Origin of the sequence: Streptomyces sp. NBC_00016, from assembly GCF_045040885.1 — a bacterium.
GTDB lineage: Bacteria > Actinomycetota > Actinomycetes > Streptomycetales > Streptomycetaceae > Streptomyces > Streptomyces coriariae.
In genome coordinates this window covers 1,649,166-1,667,171 of the sequence record NZ_CP108304.1, presented here as the reverse complement: position 1 = coordinate 1,667,171, position 18,006 = coordinate 1,649,166, and the positions used below count along the sequence as shown (strand labels likewise).

General features: G+C 71.9%; 11 protein-coding genes. 6 read left to right on the top strand and 5 right to left on the bottom strand.

Annotated features, from left to right (window positions below; all coding sequences use genetic code 11):
- The first annotated feature begins 196 nt into the window (after positions 1–196).
- From OG933_RS07490 to OG933_RS07470, 5 genes are all read left to right on the top strand, one after another.
- Positions 197–1,813 carry a molybdopterin-dependent oxidoreductase gene (locus tag OG933_RS07490; RefSeq protein WP_405626081.1) on the top strand — a complete coding sequence of 539 codons (1,617 nt, stop codon included), beginning with the start codon at positions 197–199 and terminating at the stop codon, positions 1,811–1,813.
- A gap of 102 nt (positions 1,814–1,915) precedes the next feature.
- Entirely contained in the window at positions 1,916–2,575 is a 660-nt protein-coding gene (locus OG933_RS07485) for a fasciclin domain-containing protein (RefSeq protein WP_362519087.1), read from the top strand.
- A gap of 140 nt (positions 2,576–2,715) precedes the next feature.
- Positions 2,716–5,013, top strand: coding sequence for an MMPL family transporter (locus tag OG933_RS07480; protein WP_405626077.1), 2,298 nt, complete (start codon positions 2,716–2,718; stop codon positions 5,011–5,013).
- 103 nt (positions 5,014–5,116) lie between these two features.
- The gene (locus OG933_RS07475; RefSeq protein ID WP_405626074.1) at positions 5,117–6,331 is read left to right on the top strand and encodes a sensor histidine kinase; all 1,215 of its coding nucleotides are present in this window, start codon (positions 5,117–5,119) and stop codon (positions 6,329–6,331) included.
- Positions 6,328–7,008, top strand: coding sequence for a response regulator transcription factor (locus OG933_RS07470; RefSeq protein ID WP_362519099.1), 681 nt, complete (start codon positions 6,328–6,330; stop codon positions 7,006–7,008). The genes OG933_RS07475 and OG933_RS07470 overlap by 4 nt, the downstream gene beginning before the upstream one ends.
- 80 nt (positions 7,009–7,088) lie before the next feature.
- Here OG933_RS07470 and OG933_RS07465 read toward each other — a convergent pair whose 3' ends face one another.
- From OG933_RS07465 to OG933_RS07455, 3 genes are all read right to left on the bottom strand, one after another.
- A complete protein-coding gene (locus tag OG933_RS07465) occupies positions 7,089–8,252 on the bottom strand; it encodes a sialidase family protein (RefSeq protein ID WP_405626071.1) in 1,164 nt (387 codons plus the stop codon).
- A gap of 590 nt (positions 8,253–8,842) precedes the next feature.
- Positions 8,843–9,751, bottom strand: a complete 909-nt coding sequence (locus OG933_RS07460) for a YihY/virulence factor BrkB family protein (protein ID WP_267023277.1) — start codon at positions 9,749–9,751, stop codon at positions 8,843–8,845.
- A gap of 206 nt (positions 9,752–9,957) precedes the next feature.
- Entirely contained in the window at positions 9,958–11,379 is a 1,422-nt protein-coding gene (locus OG933_RS07455) for an RICIN domain-containing protein (RefSeq protein ID WP_362519107.1), read from the bottom strand.
- A 287-nt stretch (positions 11,380–11,666) separates the two neighbouring features.
- Between OG933_RS07455 and OG933_RS07450 the strand changes: the two genes are divergently transcribed.
- Positions 11,667–13,586 (top strand): SMI1/KNR4 family protein, encoded by a 1,920-nt coding sequence (locus OG933_RS07450; RefSeq protein WP_405626067.1) that lies wholly within the window; start codon positions 11,667–11,669, stop codon positions 13,584–13,586.
- Positions 13,587–14,244: 658 nt separating this feature from the next.
- On the opposite strand, the gene OG933_RS07445 is transcribed toward OG933_RS07450, so the two are convergent.
- Both OG933_RS07445 and OG933_RS07440 read right to left on the bottom strand, forming a co-directional pair.
- Complete coding sequence (locus OG933_RS07445; RefSeq protein WP_405626065.1) at positions 14,245–16,422, bottom strand: FUSC family protein; 2,178 nt, start codon at positions 16,420–16,422, stop codon at positions 14,245–14,247.
- Positions 16,423–16,621: 199 nt separating this feature from the next.
- Positions 16,622–17,737 (bottom strand): hypothetical protein, encoded by a 1,116-nt coding sequence (locus OG933_RS07440; protein WP_405626062.1) that lies wholly within the window; start codon positions 17,735–17,737, stop codon positions 16,622–16,624.
- Positions 17,738–18,006 lie beyond the last annotated feature (269 nt).

The window sequence follows — 18,006 nt, the reverse complement described above, 5'->3', positions numbered from 1 at the left end:
CACGATACCGACCGGTCGGTAACTTTTCCAGGCCGGTGACACGAAGCTCGCACGGGGCTCCGCTCGGCCGTCCCGCAGCGCTTTTCCCCATAAAGGTCTGTCCGTTGCGGATCCGGACGCGGATTGGTCCAGGAAGAGAAATTCTCCGATCGGGTGATCGACCAATCCGCCCCGCGTTCGGGCCCGGATTCCCCACGTGACGAACAGCGAGAAGAAACAGCGAAATCCCGGTGGTCTGACGCGGCCGGCCCTCGGTGCGTTCAGCGGCGCCGTCGCGGGATTCGCCGCGCTCGCTGTCGCGGAACTGGTATCGGGCTGGGTACGTCCGCAGGCCGGTCCGGTCGTCGTGGTCGGAGGTGCGGCGATCGACCGCACGCCCGCGTCCGTGAAAGCGTGGGCGATCCGGAATTTCGGGAGCAACGACAAACTCGTTCTCCAGCTCGGAATCCTTGTCGTACTCGCGCTGTTCGCCCTCGCCCTGGGAGTTCTCGCGCTGCGATATCGGCGGACCGGGTCCGCCGGAGTCCTTCTTTTCGGTGCCGTGGGCGCGGCAGCGGCGATCAGCCGCCCGGATCGCACGGGACTCACCGACGCGCTGCCCTCCGCCGCGGGTGCGGTCGTCGGGGCCGGCCTTCTGTTCCTCCTTGTCGGCCGCCTCCGGATCCGGGCACCGGCGCCGGGCGGGCCCGAGGCCGCGGAAGGCGACACGTTGCGGAGGCCGCAACGGGAGCGCCGTGAGTTCGTGCTCGCGGCGAGCGCGGCCGTGGCCGCGTCCGTCGGGGCCGGAGCGCTCGGCCGGGCCCTGGTCGGGTCGAGCGGCCGCGACGCGGCCGCCTCCCGCAAGGACCTCGCCCTGCCCGCCCCGGACTCGCCCGCCCCCGAGGTGCCCCGAGGCGCACAGGTGCGGATCCCCGGGATCAGCTCCTTCACGACGCCGAACCAGGACTTCTACCGGGTGGACACCGCGCTGGTGGTGCCCAAGGTCGATGCGACCGCCTGGCGGCTGCGCATCCACGGCCGAGGGGTCGCCCGCCCGGTCACGTTGTCCTTCGACGATCTGTTGCGGCGGGAGCTGATCGAGCGCGACATCACGCTGACCTGTGTGTCGAACGAGGTCGGCGGCCCGTACGTGGGCAACGCCCGCTGGATCGGCGTACGCCTGGCCGACCTGCTGGCCGAGTGCGGGGTCGAGCCTCCCTCCGCGGGAGGACCCGCCGACCAGCTGGTCGCCCGGTCGGTGGACGGGATGACGCTCGGCAGTCCCGTCGAGGACGTGATGGACGGCCGCGACGCGCTGCTCGCCGTCGCGATGAACGGCGAGCCGCTGCCCTTCGAGCACGGCTTCCCGGTCCGCATGGTGGTGCCCGGCCTCTACGGCTACGTCTCCGCCTGCAAGTGGATCAAGGACATCGAGCTCACCACGTTCGACGCCTACGACCCCTACTGGGTCACCCGCCAGTGGGCCCGCAGAGCGCCGGTCAAGACCCAGTCCCGCATCGACACGCCCAAGCCGTTCGCCCGCCCCGAGGCCGGCACCGTCATGGTCGCCGGAGTCGCCTGGGCCCAGCACCGCGGCATCGACAAGGTCGAGATCCGCGTCGACGACGGCCCCTGGCACCGGGCCCGCCTCGCGGCCGAGGACTCCCGCGACACCTGGCGCCAGTGGTCCTACCCCTGGCAGGCCACCAAGGGCGGCCACACCCTCACCGTGCGCGCCACCGACCGCACCGGCGCGGTGCAGACCGCGGAACGCGCCCGCACCGTCCCCGACGGCGCCGCCGGCCGGCATTCCGTCGTGGTCACCGTCGACTGAACCCCCCGACCCCCTTTCCCTCACCCCAGTTTTCCCTCACCTCAATCCGAAACGCCCTACAGGAACGCAGCGCTCGCTGCACCGGCCAACAGGAGAAACCCCATGAACACCCGTATCCGCCGTGTCGCCCTGACCGTGGCCGCTGCCGCCGTTCTGCCGCTGGCGCTGAGCGCCTGCTCGGACAACGGCAGCGACTCCGCCGGCGCCGACTCCTCCGGCAAGGCGTCGGCCTCGGCGACCTCCTCCGACGACAGCATGGGCGGCTCCGGCAGCGCCTCCACGGCGGACCAGCCGTTCGGTCCGGCCTGCTCGTCGGTGCCCACGAGCGGGGCCGGTTCCTTCGACGGGATGGCCCAGGACCCCGTGGCCACCGCGGCGTCCAACAACCCGGCCCTGTCCACGCTGGTGACCGCCGTGAAGAAGGCGGGCCTGGTCGACACCCTCAACAACGCCCAGAACATCACCGTGTTCGCCCCGACCAACGACGCCTTCGCCAAGATCCCCAAGGCCACCCTGGACAAGGTCCTGAACGACAAGGCCCAGCTGACGAAGATCCTCACCTACCACGTGGTGGGTCAGAAGCTGACCCCGAAGGACCTGGAGAACGGCTCCTTCGACACCCTGGAGAAGTCGAAGGTGACCACCTCGGGCTCGGGCGAGTCCTACACCGTCAACGACTCCGCCAAGGTGGTCTGCGGCAACGTCAAGACCGCCAACGCCCACGTGTACATCATCGACACCGTCCTGATGCCCACCGGCTGACGGCGCTCATGCGCGCGTTAACCGCCGGTACGCCCCTACTGCGCATGCAGTAGGGGCGTACCGGCGGCCGCACGAAGACGGGCGGGGGCTGCGCGGACAGCCTGGAGGGGTTCCCCGAGTTCGGATGTGGAGACCCTCCTGTGGCTGTCTTTCTTGATCGACTGGGCCGGCTGGCCTTCCGGCGGCGCCGGCGCGTCGTGTTGATGTGGATGGTGGCCCTCGTCGCCGCCGGGACGGCCTCGGCGCTGGCGCCGGCCGTGCCGGACGGCTCCTACTCGATGCCGGGGACGGAATCGCAGCGGGCGTTCGACCTGATCGAGCAGCGTTTCCCGGGTGCGGGCGCCGGCGGCGGCGCCGAGGGCGCGAGCGCCAAGGTCGTGTTCGTGGCGCCCGACGGGCAGAAGGTGACCGACCGGCAGAACCGGTCGGTCGTCGACGAGGTCGTGGGCCGGGTCGGCGACGTCGACCAGGTCGTCCGGGCGGCCGATCCGTTCCAGGCGGACGCGGTGAGCGAGGACGGGTCGACGGCGTACGCGTCGGTCACCTTCGAGGTGAAGGCGAAGGACGTGACCGACGCCGCGAAGCAGGACCTGGAGAAGGCCGTCGAAGCGGGCCGGGAGGCGGGGCTGACGGTCGAGGTCGACGGTTCGGTGCTGGCGACCCAGCCTTCGGGCGGCGTGACCGAGCTCGTCGGTGTCGTGGTGGCCGCCGTGGTCCTGCTGCTCACCTTCGGTTCCCTGGCGGCGGCCGGGCTGCCGCTGCTGACCGCGCTGATCGGTGTCGGGATCGGCACCGCGACGATCCTCGCCCTGAGCAGCGCGCTGGGCCTGTCCAGCGCCACCGGCACCCTGGCGCTGATGCTGGGGTTGGCCGTCGGGATCGACTACGCGATGTTCATCGTCTCCCGCTACCGGGAGGAGTGCGCCCGGGGCCGCGCGCCGCAGGACGCGGCGGGAGTGGCCGTGGGCACGGCCGGATCGTCGGTGGTGTTCGCGGGGCTGACCGTCGTCATCGGCCTGGCCGGGCTGTCGGTCGTGGGGATTCCGACGCTGACCCAGATGGGACTGGCCGCGGCCGGCACCGTGGCCCTGTCGGTGCTGGTCGCGGTGACCCTGATCCCGGCCATGCTCGGCGTCTTTCCCCGAGCGGTCCTGGCGCGCCCGGTGCGCCGCGAGGCACGCGCCGGTACCCGCCCCGCCGCCGGCGCGGACAAGCCGAACCTGGGCGGTCGATGGGCCCGCCTGGTGGTCCGCCGGCCGTCGGCCGTGCTGCTCGTGGCGGTGGCGGCCCTGGGGGTGATCGCCCTGCCCGCGGCGAAGCTGCACCTCGGCACGGCGGGGGACGAGTCCAAGCCGACCTCGACCACCGAGCGCCGTGCCTACGACGACCTGGCCAAGGGCTTCGGACCCGGCTTCAACGGTCCGCTGACCATCGTCGTGGACGCCAGGTCGGCCGAGGACCCCGAGGCCGCCGTGGCCGCGACCGCGCGGGAGATCGGGGCCACCGAGGGCGTGGTGTCCGTCTCGGCGGCGAGCTTCGACACGGCGGGAGACACGGCGGTCTTCACCGCCACACCGGCCACCGCTCCCACCGACGAGCGGACCGTCGATCTGATCCACACCCTGCGCGGCGCCCGCCCGGCGATCGAGCGGGCCACCGACGCCACGTTCATGGTCAGCGGCAGCACGGCGGGCAACATCGACAGCGACCAGAAGGTCCAGGGCGCCCTGGTGCCCTACCTCGGGCTCGTGGTGGGTCTGGCGTTCCTGCTGCTGCTGATCGTGTTCCGTTCCGTACTGGTACCGCTCAAGGCGGCCCTGGGATTCCTGCTGTCGGTCCTGGCGGCCCTCGGCGCGGTCGTCGCCGTCTTCCAGTGGGGGTGGCTCGCCGGGCTGCTGGGCGTGCACCAGACCGGTCCGATCATGAACACCATGCCGATCGTCATGGTCGGCATCGTCTTCGGACTCGCCATGGACTACGAGGTCTTCCTCGTCACCCGCATCCGGGAGGCCCACCTCCAGGGCGAGCCCCCCGGCCGGGCGATCGTCTCCGGCTTCCGCCACAGCGCCCGAGTGGTGGTCGCCGCCGCGGTGATCATGATCTCGGTGTTCTCCGGGTTCATCGGGGTCGGCGAGACACTGATCAAGATGATCGGGTTCGGAATGGCCGTCGCCGTACTGTTCGACGCCTTCTTCGTGCGGCTGACGATCGTGCCCGCCGTCCTCGCGCTGCTGGGTGAGCGAGCCTGGACGATGCCCCGCCGACTGGAGCGGATCGTGCCCCACGTCGACGTCGAAGGGCACGCCCTGACCCGCGACGCGGCGACCACCGCCGTGCCGACCACCGCCGTGCCGACCACCGCAGTGCCGACCGACGCAGCGGCGACCGACGCAGCGGGGCGGGCGGCTCTCCCGGTCCGGGATCTCCCCGTCCGCTAGTGGCAGCCTGGAGGGGTCGCCCGCGTGCAGGCGGCGGGCGGCCCCGCGAGCGCCCCCGCCGGGCCGCCGTCCACCATGATCAGCACAGCCGACAGGAAGCACGATGACCACCACCTGGCAGCGCCACCTGCGCGACCACCCCCGCACGGTCGACACCGCGGTGGCCGTCGCGCTGTTCGTCGCCGCCTTCCCGGGCAGCATGTACAGCGTCTCCGACACGGCTGCCCCTGACCGTTGGTGGCCCTGCGTGCTGCTGGCCGGCATCTCCTGCACCACGCTGGTGTGGCGCCGCACCCGGCCCCGCCCCGTCACCGCCGTCGCGATCCTGTGTGCCACCGGCATGGCCCTGGCCGGCTATGTGATGACCGCCCTGTTGCTGGCGCCCCTCATGGTCGCGCTGTACTCGCTGGCCGCGCACACCGAACGCGCCACGACCCGGAACCTCACCCTCGCCGCCGTGATCCTCGTCGCCGGCGCCGCCCTGATCGCCGATCCCGATCCCGCCGGGGACGCGCTGGCCCTCAACGTGATCGGCCCCGTCGCCTGGCTGCTGCTGCCGGCCGCCCTGGGCTCCACGGCCCGGTTCCGCAGGGCCTACCTGGAGTCGGTGCACGCCCGCGCCGAACACGCCGAGCGGACCCGGGAGGAGGAGGCCCGGTACCGCGTCGCCGAAGAACGGATGCGCATCGCCCGCGAACTCCACGACGTCTCCGCCCACCACCTCGCCCTGGCCAACGCCCAGGCCACCACCGCGGCCCTCCTCATCCGCAGCCACCCCGCCCAGGCCGAGAGGATGGTCAACGCCCTCGGCGACACGACCGCCGCGGCCCTGCGCGAGCTGAAGGCCGCCGTCGGACTCCTGCGCCGGAGCGGCGACCCCGAGGACTCGACCCAGCCCGCCCCGGGCCTCGACCGGCTCCCCGACCTGGTCGCCGCGCACACGGCCGCGGGACTCACCGTCACCCTCACCGCCCACGGCCGGCCGCGGCCGCTCTCACCCGGTGCGGATCTGACCGCCTACCGCATCGTCCAGGAGGCCCTGGCCAACGTCGCCAAGCACGCCCGCACCGGTGCCGCGGAAGTCGACCTCGTCTACACCCACGACCGGCTGGCCATCACCGTCACCGACCACGGAACGGTGCCCCCCACCGCGACCGACTCCACCCCCGGCAGCGGCTACGGTCTCATCGGCATGCGCGAGCGTGCCCTGTCCGTCGGCGGACACCTCCGCGCCGGGCACCGCCCCACCGGCGGCTTCGAAGTCAGCACCGAACTCCCCCTCCACCCCTACGCTCCCGCCGAGGACAGCACCCCATGACCATCCGTGTCCTGCTCGCCGACGACCAGGCCCTGCTGCGCGAGACCTTCCGGATCCTCGTCGACTCCCGCCCCGACATGGAGGTCGTCGCGGAAGCCGCCGACGGCGACGAAGCGGTCGCCCTCACCCGCGCCCACCACCCCGACATCGTCGTCATGGACATCCGCATGCCCGGCACCGACGGCCTCGTCGCCACCGCCAGGATCTGCGCCGACCCCGCTCTGTCGAACACCCGCGTCCTCATCCTCACCACCTTCGAGACGGAGGAACACGTCGCCAGGGCCCTGTACGCCGGGGCCGGCGGTTTCCTGGGCAAGGACGTCGGCGCCGAGGGACTCGTGGCCGGCATCCGCACCGTGGTCGCCGGCGACGCCCTCCTCTCCCAGCAGGCCATGCGCAACCTCATCGCCCGCTTCCTCACCGCCCCGCAGCCCGGCACCCACCCCGCGGCCCGGAAGAGCCTGGCCGGCCTCACCGACCGTGAACGCGAAGTCATGGCCATGGCCGCCGAAGGGCTCACCAACGCGGACATTGCCGGTCAGCTGTACCTCAGCCCCCTGACGGTGCGCACGCACATCCACCACGCCATGGCCAAGCTGCACGCCCGCGACCGCGCCCAACTCGTCGTCATCGCCTACCAGACCGGCCTGGTTCAGCCCCACCCACCCAGGCCCTGACACGGCGGTGACGGGCCCGGCCGACACATACCGGAGGGCTGCCCGGCTCACGGCCGGGCAGCCCGGCCACGGGAGTCTCCTCAGCCCCGCTGCTGCCCGCCGTTGCCGCGGTAGGCGCTCAACGGGACCCTGGCGAGGATGCCGTCCAGTTCGCCGTTGCGGCCGTCGGACCAGGCCACGTACGCGTAGCGCCTGTCGAGCGTGATGGTCGACCAGCGGTCTCCGGGAGGCCCGTTGACGCCGGCCGGCCGGGTGGTGCTGTTGACCTGGAGCGTGCGGCCGAACGTGCGGCCGTGGTCGAAGGAGACGACGGAGAAGGCGTCGAGCGTGGTGGTGCGCCACATGACGCCCAGCTGTCCGCCCGGGCCGAAGTCCATCCACGGCCGTTGTGCCTGCGGGGCCGCGATCACAGCCGGACCGGTCCAGGACCTGCCGGAGTCACCGGTGACGTACACCTCGAGGCCGGCATCCCGGGGGACCATGACGGCGAATCGGCCCTTGCGGGTCGGGTCGGCCGACACCCAGGGCACCGGGTCCGCGGCCGCGCCCAGGGCGGGTACGGGTACGAGCGCACCGGTTCCGGCGGGTACCGGGGTGCCGCTGCTGTCGGTGACCGGACGGTCCTTCCAGGTCCGCCCGTCGTCACGACTGACATGGAGGGTCACCGAGGCTTCCTGGGTGGGAGACACCAGGATCCCGTCGTGCACGGCGACTTCACGGCCCGGATATCCGCAGGCCGGGGGCATGGCGGGGGAGACCGTGATGCACGGCATGGGACCAGGGATCACGGCAGGATCCGACCAGGTCGCGCCGCTGTCCTCGCTGACGGAGACCGCGCTGGGGTACTCCCACTCGGCGCCGGCGACCGCGTAGACCTTGCCGGTGGCGGAATCCACCCTGAGCTTCGGCGCACCACCCAGCATCAGGGGCGTCCTGACCGGACCGATCCAGGTGCGACCGCCGTCGACCGACCGGGAGACGACGTTGTGGTTGGTGTAGGTGGTCGCGGCGTCGGGACCGATCTGGTTGTTGGAGAGGTAGAAGACGCCCTTGGCGTCGGTGGTCACGATCGGCTCGCCGCACTGGGGGCGATCGCCCAGCGGCCAGGTCGATCGCCGCCAGGTCCTTCCGCGGTTCTGCGAGAAGGCGACGAAACACTCGCCGACGGGTTCCAGCCCTGGACGGTCGGGGAAAATGGTCGCCACATAGACCAGGTTGTCGGGATTCCCGGGATTGATGGCCACGACCGGCTGACCCTCCCGAGTACCGGGAAGATTCGTCACATCCTGTTCAAGGATCCTCTCGACCCCGGGGGAGTGCTGCGCGGCAGCGGGCGTCTCGGCGAGGGCGGTGGGAGCACCGGCCAGAAGGGCGAGCGCGGACAGCGCCGCGGCCGACTTCGTGCGGTGTAAGACAGGGAACACCATTGTGGCGATCCTCTCTGATCTCCGACGGGTACGGCGGGTGAAGGCCGGCGCTCGGTGGCCTCCGCTATCGACGCCGACGCGCCGGGCGGACATTTTCCCTGCGGTCGGAATTCACGCCGGACGAGCGGGAGAGAGACCGGATCACCGCGCCAGTGGGGCAATTCGTCCCCGAGGATGCCAGGCACCCCGCACAACCCGCCTCGTACGAACGCAGGTGGACAACCACTGCGATTGCCGTATCCGAAGGCCGCATTTCATGGCCACCCGCGACGCGTACGGCCGCAACTGCCGCCCCCCGGCACGCACCATGCGGCGCCGGCCGGGCGTCCGTCCCCTGACCCTCGCGCCGTGTGCCGGGGCCACCGCCCAGCCCCCGGCTCCTTCCCGGCCCCACTGCCCGCGGAGTGCTACGGCACGCGTGACGGCTCGCCCGGGTCCTGACCGCGCGGCGCGGAGAGTTCCGCGGCGAACTGCGCCCCGGTCAGCAGGGCGAGGTTGGACAACCACAGCCAGACGAGGAAGACGACGACGCCCGCGAGCGAGCCGTAGAGCCTGCTGTACGCGCTCAGGCCGGAGGCGTACCAGGCGAAGCCCGCGGAGACCACGAGCCACAGCGCGGCCGCCAGAACGCCGCCGGGCAGACTGTGCCCGCGCAGGCGGGCCGGGGCCGGACCGGTGTGGAAGACGACCACGACCAGGAGGGCGACCAGGCACAGCAACAGCGGCCAGCGCAGCACGCTCCAGGCCCAGGTCGCGGTGGCGTCCACGCCGACGACCCGGCCCGCCGCCTCGGCCAGCGGACCGGTGAGCAACAGGACGAGGGAACCGGCGAGGAGCAGTCCCAGCAGAGCGAGGGCGGTCAGCAGGATGCGGGGCGCCTTGCGCCAGGGCGAGCGCCGGTCCTCGGTCCGGTGCATGTGGTGCAGGGCGCGGCGGAAGACGGCGAGATAGCTGGAGGCCGACCACAGCGCGCTCGACGCTCCGGCCACCAGCAGCGGCCACGCCCCCCGGTCGGCGCCCAGCGCACGGGACAGCACGGCGTGCAGGTCGGCGCCGGACTCGGCCGGGGCGTACATCGTGACGTGGGTGACGAACTCCTCCGCCGTGTCCGGGCTGATCAGCCCGAACGCGAGGACGGTGACCATCATCGCGGGGAGCACGGCCAGGATCGCGTAGTACGTCAGCGCCGCCGCGTAGTCCGTGATGTCGTCGTTCCACAGGGACACCGGTGTACGCCGCAGCGCCGGCCACCAGGCGGCGGGCAACCGCGGCCGGAAGGTGCGGCGTACCCCGCCGGCGTACGGGTCAGCGGACATGGCACCTCCGGTGCGTCCGGGTACTGCGGCGCGGGCGGGTGTGCGTGGTGTACGGCGCGGCCGTGTCCTCGGCCATGCCCGCGGTCATCCCTGCGAACGGTGTGCTCATGTCCCTTCCACCTCTCCCCCGGATCGACTCCCGCACACCCGCGCCGAGCCGCTCGTCCGCTCGGCGTCGTCGACGGTGACAGGTCCGGGGAGGGGTCTCAGGAATCCGAGGGACGGATGATCTGCCACTCCTGGTCGTCGGTGTTGGAGCAGGTGAAGAGCGTGAGGTTTTCTCCGTTGCCGCCGGTGCTGTATCCGGCGACGTCCAGGCAGGCGTTGTTGCTGGCGTAGTTACGGATCCAGTAGTTGCCGTCGTCCTGTTTGTCGAGCCACCACAGCTGGTTGTCGGCGGTCGTTCCGGCGCAGGCGTACTCCAGGATCGGCGACCTGATGGGCTTGGCGCCGTAGTCGGCCAGATCCACGCACAGCTGGTCCTCGACGTTGCGGATCTGGAAGAGAGCCGAGCCGCCGGGGCCCAGCTTCGGGTACTTCACCTCCAGGTTCCACCGCTGGCTGCCGGCGGTGTTCTCGTCGCAGGTGGCCTGCACCACCCGGCCCGCCGAGTCGGCGTCGTCGCCGGCGGGGAGGTCGGCGCACATCTTGGTGGTCGGGTTGCGCAGCATGATGTCGGACGCCGGCAGCACGCTCGGGGTCTTCTTCTTGGCCGGCGGGGACGCCGCGCCGCCGCCTCCGCCGTTCTGGGCCGAGGCCGACGCGGCAGGTGTGTCCGCCGCGGCGGGCGGGGCCGACACCGCAGGTGCCGAGGGCGGCGCCTGCGGAGCTGAAGGGGAGGGCGCCAGCGTGCTGACGGCGGCCTCCTGCAACTCCCGGGCGGTGCTGGTGACCTTGGGCTTGTAGGCGATCCACAGCATCACGAAGGCGATCGTGAGCGCCAGGAGGATCCCGAACAGCCTGGTGAGCCAGCCGGGCAGGAAACTCCGCTGCACATAGGTGCCCTCGACAGCGAGCGGCGTCACCCCCGACCGTTTCACCGCGAGGGTGTACGGCCGCTCCGCCTTGGACCCGAACCAGATGATCTGCCGAGGCTTCAGCGTGGCCTTGACGAACGCGGCACGGCCGGGCTCGATCTGGAAGTTGCTCGGGTGGATCTCGTACGACAGCTGGTCACCGTTGTCGTTGCCGCTCAGCGACCCGGTCAGCTTCGTGTTGCCCAGGTTGTCGACAGCCAGCTTCGGCCGTCCCCGGAAACGGCCCTTCACCGTCGGAGGGACGAGTTCGGCCCGTATCTCCGTGAAGGGCGAGATCGTCAGATTCCCCTCGGGAACGGTCGTCGACTCCGGATGCTCGGTCGGGGTGATCCGAATCGCGTACGGGTTCGGGCCGGCCGTCGCGTCGGGCGTGCGCGGCGGCGCGAAGGTCAGCTCCACCGTCCCCGTCGTCCCCGGGTACAGCCGCAGGGAAGCAGGCTCCACCGTGGTCCAGGGCGCGAGGTCGCCGACGGGCTCGAAGCGGTACTCGTCGACGACGTCACCGGTGTTGCGCAGTCGCAGCCGCACGGTCGTGCTGTCACCGGGATCCACCGTGGCCGAGGAAGGTTCGAGGGAAGTCCAAATACTCACTGCTCGACGCTACGGGGGCGGACGGCATCCGTCAGGAGCCGTCGGGGCAAGCCGAGTTGCCCCGACGGGCACCGGCGGTCCCGGAAGTACCCAGGTGAGAGAGGTGCACGAGGTCTCGATGCGCCGGCACGTCCTGTCTTGCGTTGTTCCCTCGGGCGCGGAGGCGACCGCGGCGCGGAGGCGACCGCGGCGCGGACCACGGGCGCATGCGCACTGTGGGTTCGCGGCGAACGGAACGCGGGGCGCTTCGCGGCGCCGTTGTCAGTGCCGGATGGCACTATCCGGCCATGAGCGGAGAGTCTTTCAACTGGCACGAGTTCCTGGGGCGTTGGCAGGAGGAGTGGGTACCGCGCGAGGACGAGGACGAGGAGCGGAACGACGAGGGCGACGGCGGGCGGAGCGCCTTCCACCTGGGCGGGCCCGGGGCGCAGGAGTCGGCGATCGCCGCGGCCGAGGAGCGGCTGGGGCGGCGGCTGCCGACCTCGTACCGGGAGTTCCTGGCCGCGAGCGACGGGTGGCACGTGGAACAGACGGCCGGGGTCTACCAGCTCGGCGGTGTCGCGGACATCGGCTGGTTTCAGGATCCGTACGACATGACCCCGCTGTACGAGGAGAGTCTGGGCGACCACCCGCGCGAGGAGGACGTCCTGCTGGCCGGGATGTGGCAACGGGCCCTACGGCTGGAGACGGACTCCGACATGTCGTACGCCCTGCTCGACCCGGGCGACAGCGACCAGGACGGCGAGTGGGCGCTCTACGTCTACAAAGGCTGGAGCGGTGAATTCCCGGACCGCTACCCGTCGTTTCGCGCGTACATGGAGGCCATGTACCGCGGCTTCCATGCCGACCGGGCGGCGAGACCCGACTTCGTCAACGCGACCACGCGCGCCCAGGACGCCCAGGTGGAGGAGGCCCGCCTGCTGGCCCTGCGCGGACGGTACGAGGAGGCCCTGCCCCTGGTCGAGGAGGCAGGGTCCTTCGGACGGCCGCACAGCGCCGTCCTGCTGAACCAGCTCCGGCATCTGTCGGCGCCGCGCAGCTCCCGGGACTACGGCTTCCTGGTGGCCGACCCGCGTTACCTGCCCGAGATCCTGCCTGTGGCGGCCATGACGCCGGCACGCGGCGAATGGAGGCTGGGCGGGGACGACCACTGGCTCGGGATGATGACCGCTCGCGGGGTCCCCCGGGAGACCGCCGAGGCCGTACTGGGCACGATGCGGGACGGCACGCATCGCTACGCGCCTCCCGGCCCGTGGGGCCGGGCCGTCTCCGAGGCCCGGGAGGCGGCCCGCTGGGGGGCGACCGACGCCGCGTGGCGGATCCTGCGGGACGCGCTCCCGCGGTGGGAGGCGCCCGGGCCCTCGCTGATCGCCCCGATCGGCCTGCTCGCCGATCCGGTCCTGGGTCCGCTGATCACCCCTGAGCGTGGCCGCGAAATCCTTGCGACGCCACGGGACGGGGAAGGGGGACCCGCTCCCGAGCCGGTGCCCGATCTCGACCCGCCGGGCCTCGCCTGGCTGACGGAGCCGGCGCCGAACCACCGGTCGCCCGAGGGCTATCGCTGTGTCTGGGTGGAGGGGATCGACCCCGCCCGCCTGCCCGCACTGATAGGAGAGGAAGGCGCCGAACTGAGCGCGCCCGCAGATCCGCGCGAGGTGTCCTGGCGCGCACCCATGCCCCACGAGCGGGAGGGCGTGGAACTCTGGGAGGACCGGGCCGTGGTCGCCGTCGGCCGCACCGCCGAAGGATGGGCCTTCGCCTTCGACGGCAGCTCCCACCACCTCGGTGACCTGTTCTCCTCCCCCGCTCGGGCCGCCTCCGCGTCCGGCCGCGCGGTGGTGGTGTGGCGCGGCCCGAGGCACTCGTCCCCGGGTGACTACCCGGCCGCGTTCCACCTGTCGGTGGCCGAACAGGGCGAGGAGCTCTACGCGTTCACCGTCCGGGGTACGGAGATCAGGCGCTCCGGCGTGATTCCCGAGGCCCTGGACCCCGTACGACTGTTCCGCCCGGAGGACGGTGAACCGGACGGTGAACAGGACGCCGAACTGCGCGTGTTGGAGGCCCTGCACACCGAACTCGGGCTTTCACTCCCCCGCTTCGCGCTGACCCAGGGCAGGCTCCACACCTTCACCACCCGGTCCTGGACCCGGGCGCCACGCGAGGGGGAGGGGTTCGGGTACGTCACCTTCGGGGGGCGCAGGCCCTGAACTCTGCGCCGGAGATGTGGTCCCGCATCACCGACCTCGTCGCACGCGTCGACGCCGGATCCTGACGGTTCCGGCAGACGACGGCGTGGGATGAGGCGGCGACAGGTCGTCCCCGCCACGGGCACCATGACCGGGCAGCCGGGTCGGCCGCAACGCGCAGGATCGCCCTCAATGCCGTGCGCACAGCCGACTCGTCGAGCGCGGTGGTCTGGGACGCATGAGGCTCGTTGCCGCGGTGCTGCCGCCCGACCCGTCCACGCCTCGGGCGGCAGCACCGAGTGAGGAGGTCGGCTACGGCAACCGCATGGTCGACGTCCCGCGGGTCGAGTGCCAAGGCGAGCCCACCGAAGGCCCGCGCGCCCCGTCCCGCTGCTCGGCGCACACCGCCCCGCCTGCTGCCGCAACTCGATCACCACAAGCACGGCCCCTCGCGCCGAAGAACAACTCGGTCGCGCGCGGCTCGCCGTCCTTCCCGCCGAGGGAGGAACCACCGCCGACAACCGCTCGCCCCATCGCTGAAACGGCATCGCCACCGCAGCACCCTGGCTGGGCTGAAGCCTCGTAATGGCGACAGCGGCGTACGTGTGGCGGCATTCGACGCGGCCGGGAGGGTCCTTTGCCGCTCGAGGAGACGCGGCGCTCCCCGTCGCCGGAGTCGTCACCCGCCCTGGTGCGCGGTGCCTGATCCGTCACCTTCCGCCGCCACGGCAGCCCCCATCCGCTGGTCCTCGCGAGCAGAGCCGACGTCCCGTTCCAGGGGTGTGCGGCTCACGGCCGTCGCAAGGTCTTCCAAGGCCCGCTTCTGCAGTTCCGCCTCCCACCGCACGACCGGGCTCCGGTTGCCGGCGGCAGGGTCCTCCCACGCGTGGAGCGCTTCCTCCACGCGCCCCCAGTCCGGATTCCTGTGCTCGCGCACGTCGACTGCCGCCTGCGCGGTGTCCGCCTCCAGAGCCTCGGCGAACCGCTCCGCCTCGGGGACGGAACGGCTGTCGGTCCGCGGGACGTGGCTCTCCATGAGCATCGCCGCCCGGCCGAACCCCTGGAGCGCCTCCTGCGCCTCCTGCGCCTCGCGCGCGGTCAGCCCCCTGGGGCGGACCGGTTCCTGCCGTGCCTGGTCGTATGCCTCCTGCCAGGCGGCCCGTGCCTCCCTGCTTGCCAGGAGTGCCCTGCGCATGTCGGCGTGATGCTCCCGGGTCGGTTCGGCGTAGCTGCGGAGCACCGCGGCCGCGTAGCGGCCGTTGGCGGCGAGCCAGTCCGCAAGCCGACCCGCCAGCTTGGGCGTCTCCCACGCGGGGAACACCACGTAGGCCAGCATTGCCAGGGCCCCGCCGAGCAGGGTGAGCACCACGCGCTCCGGGACCGTCTGCTCCCATGCCTGACCGCCCATGCCGAGCAGGAAGACGACGTACGCGGCAGTGAAGCACTGGGAGTAGGCGTAGCCGGTACGGATCAGCGTGTACGACAGGCCCGCCGAGACCACCGCCAGCGCGCCGAACACATGGGCGTCCGGGCCCAGGGCCCGCACCACCCCGGTGGCGAGCGCGACCCCCGCAAGGGTCCCGGCGAGACGGGCCACCGCGCGCGCGTACGTCCGGTGAAAGTCCGGCCGCATCACCATCACCGAGGCGATGGGCGCCCAGTAGCCGTGGCCCAGGGGGAGCCGGGCGGCGATCAGGTAGCCGAGCGTGGCCACCGCCGCCAGGCGGACGGCGTGCCGGAACACGGGCGAGTCCCGCCGGAACTCACGGCGGACCGCCCGGGCGACGACCGGGACCAGCCGGAACATTGTCGGGCGCACCAGGAGCTGGGTGCCCGCGGGGCCGGGCGGCGTGGGCGTCCTCCCGCGCGCGCCGCCGCAGCCGGCGATCTCCAACGCCTCGCCGAGCAGTTCCACGAGCCGCTCGGCTGCCTGCCGCGCGGGCCCCTCCAGCACCTCGTGCTCCTCGTCGACGCGCAGGACGTCCGTGCTCCGGGGCGGCACCTCGGCGGGAGTGCCGCGGCGGATCGAACGAGCGGCCGCATCCAGGACGTCGGCGGCCGCGTCGAGCAACTCCCGCGCGCGGTCCCGCCCGGGTCCCTCCGCAGGGGCGCCCACGTCCGGGTCGGCGAGCGCGGCGACGACCGGCCGAATGCGCTCGGCGAGTCCCCGGGGGCCGTGCAGGACGGAGGGACGGGTGCGGGCCTGTGACGGCGTCACGGCGGCCGCGTCCCGGGCCGTCATCAACGCTTCCGGGTCGAACGGGGCGGTCGGGTCGTGCCGCAACCGGCGGGCGTAGTCCGCCACGGCGGCAAGGGCCTCGGCGAGCGCGTCGCGATGCGCTCCCCAACGCCGGATCGGGAACAGCAGGATCAGCACGGCCTGCGTCACGCCCCCGAGTGCGATGACCCCGGCGTGCTCCAGGGCTCGCCCGACGCTCGTGGGCAGGGTGATGGTCACCAGCATGCTGCCCACGGTCGTCGCTGCGACGATCCCGGCGGTCGATCCGACGGCCCACGCCATTCCCGCGGCAAAGGCCCATACGGCCAGCAGCGGGAGAAACGTCACGAGTCGCCCCGCCGCCAGGTAGCCCACGAAGGTGCTGAGCGCCAGACCCGCGCCCGCGCCGAGCGCGATCACCTTGCGTGGACGCCAGGTGCGTTGGAAGGTGGCACCACCCGCGGAGTAGGCGCCGAGGGCGGCGGACGCGGCATACGCAGGGGAGACCAGCCACAGCGCCGGCCCGACGACGATCGCCACCCCAGCGGCCGTACGCAACGCGAGCAGGGGCTCCAGCCGCGTCTCCTCGATCGTGAGCCCGGAGCGCACCACCTCTCCGAAGGCCCGCAGCCACCTCACCCAAGTGAGCCTAGCCGGAACGCCCTGCCGGGGCGCGTCGGCCTGGTTGAGGTGCGGCAGCCGTCGGGCAAGGAAGCCTCCCACACGGCCCGGGAACGGCCCGAGAACATGACGGCGGACGCACGCACCGATCGGCCGGCGGAATCTTCGCACGCGGACGACCACCAACCACCAACGCATCTCCGGCGCGGGTCACCGGCTAGTCGCCGTCGTCGGCCTGGAGCATGTGGCGGCGTTCCTGTTCGCGCTTGGAGTAGGCGGCTGCCCGGATCGCCTCGTCGCTCTCCAAGCCTGATCCCAGTGCCCCGCCCACCGTGGCGACCGAAGCGACGAACCAGGACAACGTCCAGTATTCCGCGGCGTGAAGCGGGGTTCCTGTCGTGGAGGCGAACACCTGGCCGTTGAGGATGAACAGGGCCCACACCAAGTTGATGACGATCAGACCCATGTAGCAGACGACCACCCCGATACCCACCGTCAGGACTGTCGAGGTGTTGTAGAGCCTCGCCCTTTGCCTCGCCTCAGGCGAGTGCTCTGCCGTTCGATGCCACAGGTTCGCGTCCACGATCAGCCAGCCGATCATGAGCACGACAGACCCGACCGTGGCGATCACGAGGCGCGGCGCGCTCAGGGACTCGGCCAGGTTCCAGATGGTGGAGTTCACGGTGGCGACGGCTCCTGTGGCCAGTGCGGCCGCCAGGGCTTTCGACAGGCCCGGCACCAAGCGCCACGGCCGGTTGGCGCGGACCATACCGACGAGCACCCTCAGGTAACCGCGCGGCCCGCTGACGACGTACCGCAGATCAGCGGTCTCCTCCGCACCGACCTGGCCCGGGTGAATAGGCGCGAAACGACTGACGAAGGGAGCCAGCAACGGCTGACTCCGGGGAGGTCCCTCCACCCCGGTGGCCCGCGGACCCGCCAAACTGAGCACGGCTTCTTCCACGGCCCGCCGGGCCCTCGTCTGCAGCCGCAAGCCCCCCAGCGTAGGAAGAGACAGGAGTGCCAAGCCGTGTTCGTGACTCAGATCCACCACGAGCTTGCGCCCATGTGAGTGCAGCGGAAGGTCGGTGAGGGCCACGACGATGTCCCAATTCTGCGCACTTCCACGGTCCATGATCCGGTGCATCAGGGTGGGCAGGTCCTCGGTCCCTGCGGTGAAGGGCTCACTGACCACCTCGACGTCGAACCGTCGCCCCTGGCCAGACTTGTCGGCGAGCCGAGCAGGAAGTATCCGGGCCATGCGCTGCGCGATCTCCGTGGGCGCGTCCGGATCCGCCAGGAGAGCCACGACCGTAACGCCCTGAGACGACATCCGCATGACTCCTTCTCGTCGGCTGCCCCCGCGATCGCCCGTGCCCACAGGATGCCCCCGTGGTATCGCCGACGCCGCGTGACACGCTCGCCCCTGCCGGCAGGTGCGGGCGGTACGGTCAGATTTCCTCGTCCGTCCCGTGCAGGGTCTGCTTGACGAGACCCCCGGGACGGGTGGTGTCCAGCAACAGCGCCACCTGGTCGGCATCCGCCGACGGCGGAGTGGGCGCCGCCTGAGGCCGTGTATCGAAAATGGATCCGGGATACTCC

Coding starts and splice junctions, on each gene's coding strand:
- OG933_RS07485 (WP_362519087.1), top strand. CDS start 1,916: ATGAACACCCGTATCCGCCGTGTCGCCCTGACCGTGGCCGCTGCCGCC.
- OG933_RS07475 (WP_405626074.1), top strand. CDS start 5,117: ATGACCACCACCTGGCAGCGCCACCTGCGCGACCACCCCCGCACGGTC.
- OG933_RS07470 (WP_362519099.1), top strand. CDS start 6,328: ATGACCATCCGTGTCCTGCTCGCCGACGACCAGGCCCTGCTGCGCGAG.
- OG933_RS07460 (WP_267023277.1), bottom strand. CDS start 9,751: ATGTCCGCTGACCCGTACGCCGGCGGGGTACGCCGCACCTTCCGGCCG.
- OG933_RS07450 (WP_405626067.1), top strand. CDS start 11,667: ATGAGCGGAGAGTCTTTCAACTGGCACGAGTTCCTGGGGCGTTGGCAG.
- OG933_RS07440 (WP_405626062.1), bottom strand. CDS start 17,737: ATGTCGTCTCAGGGCGTTACGGTCGTGGCTCTCCTGGCGGATCCGGAC.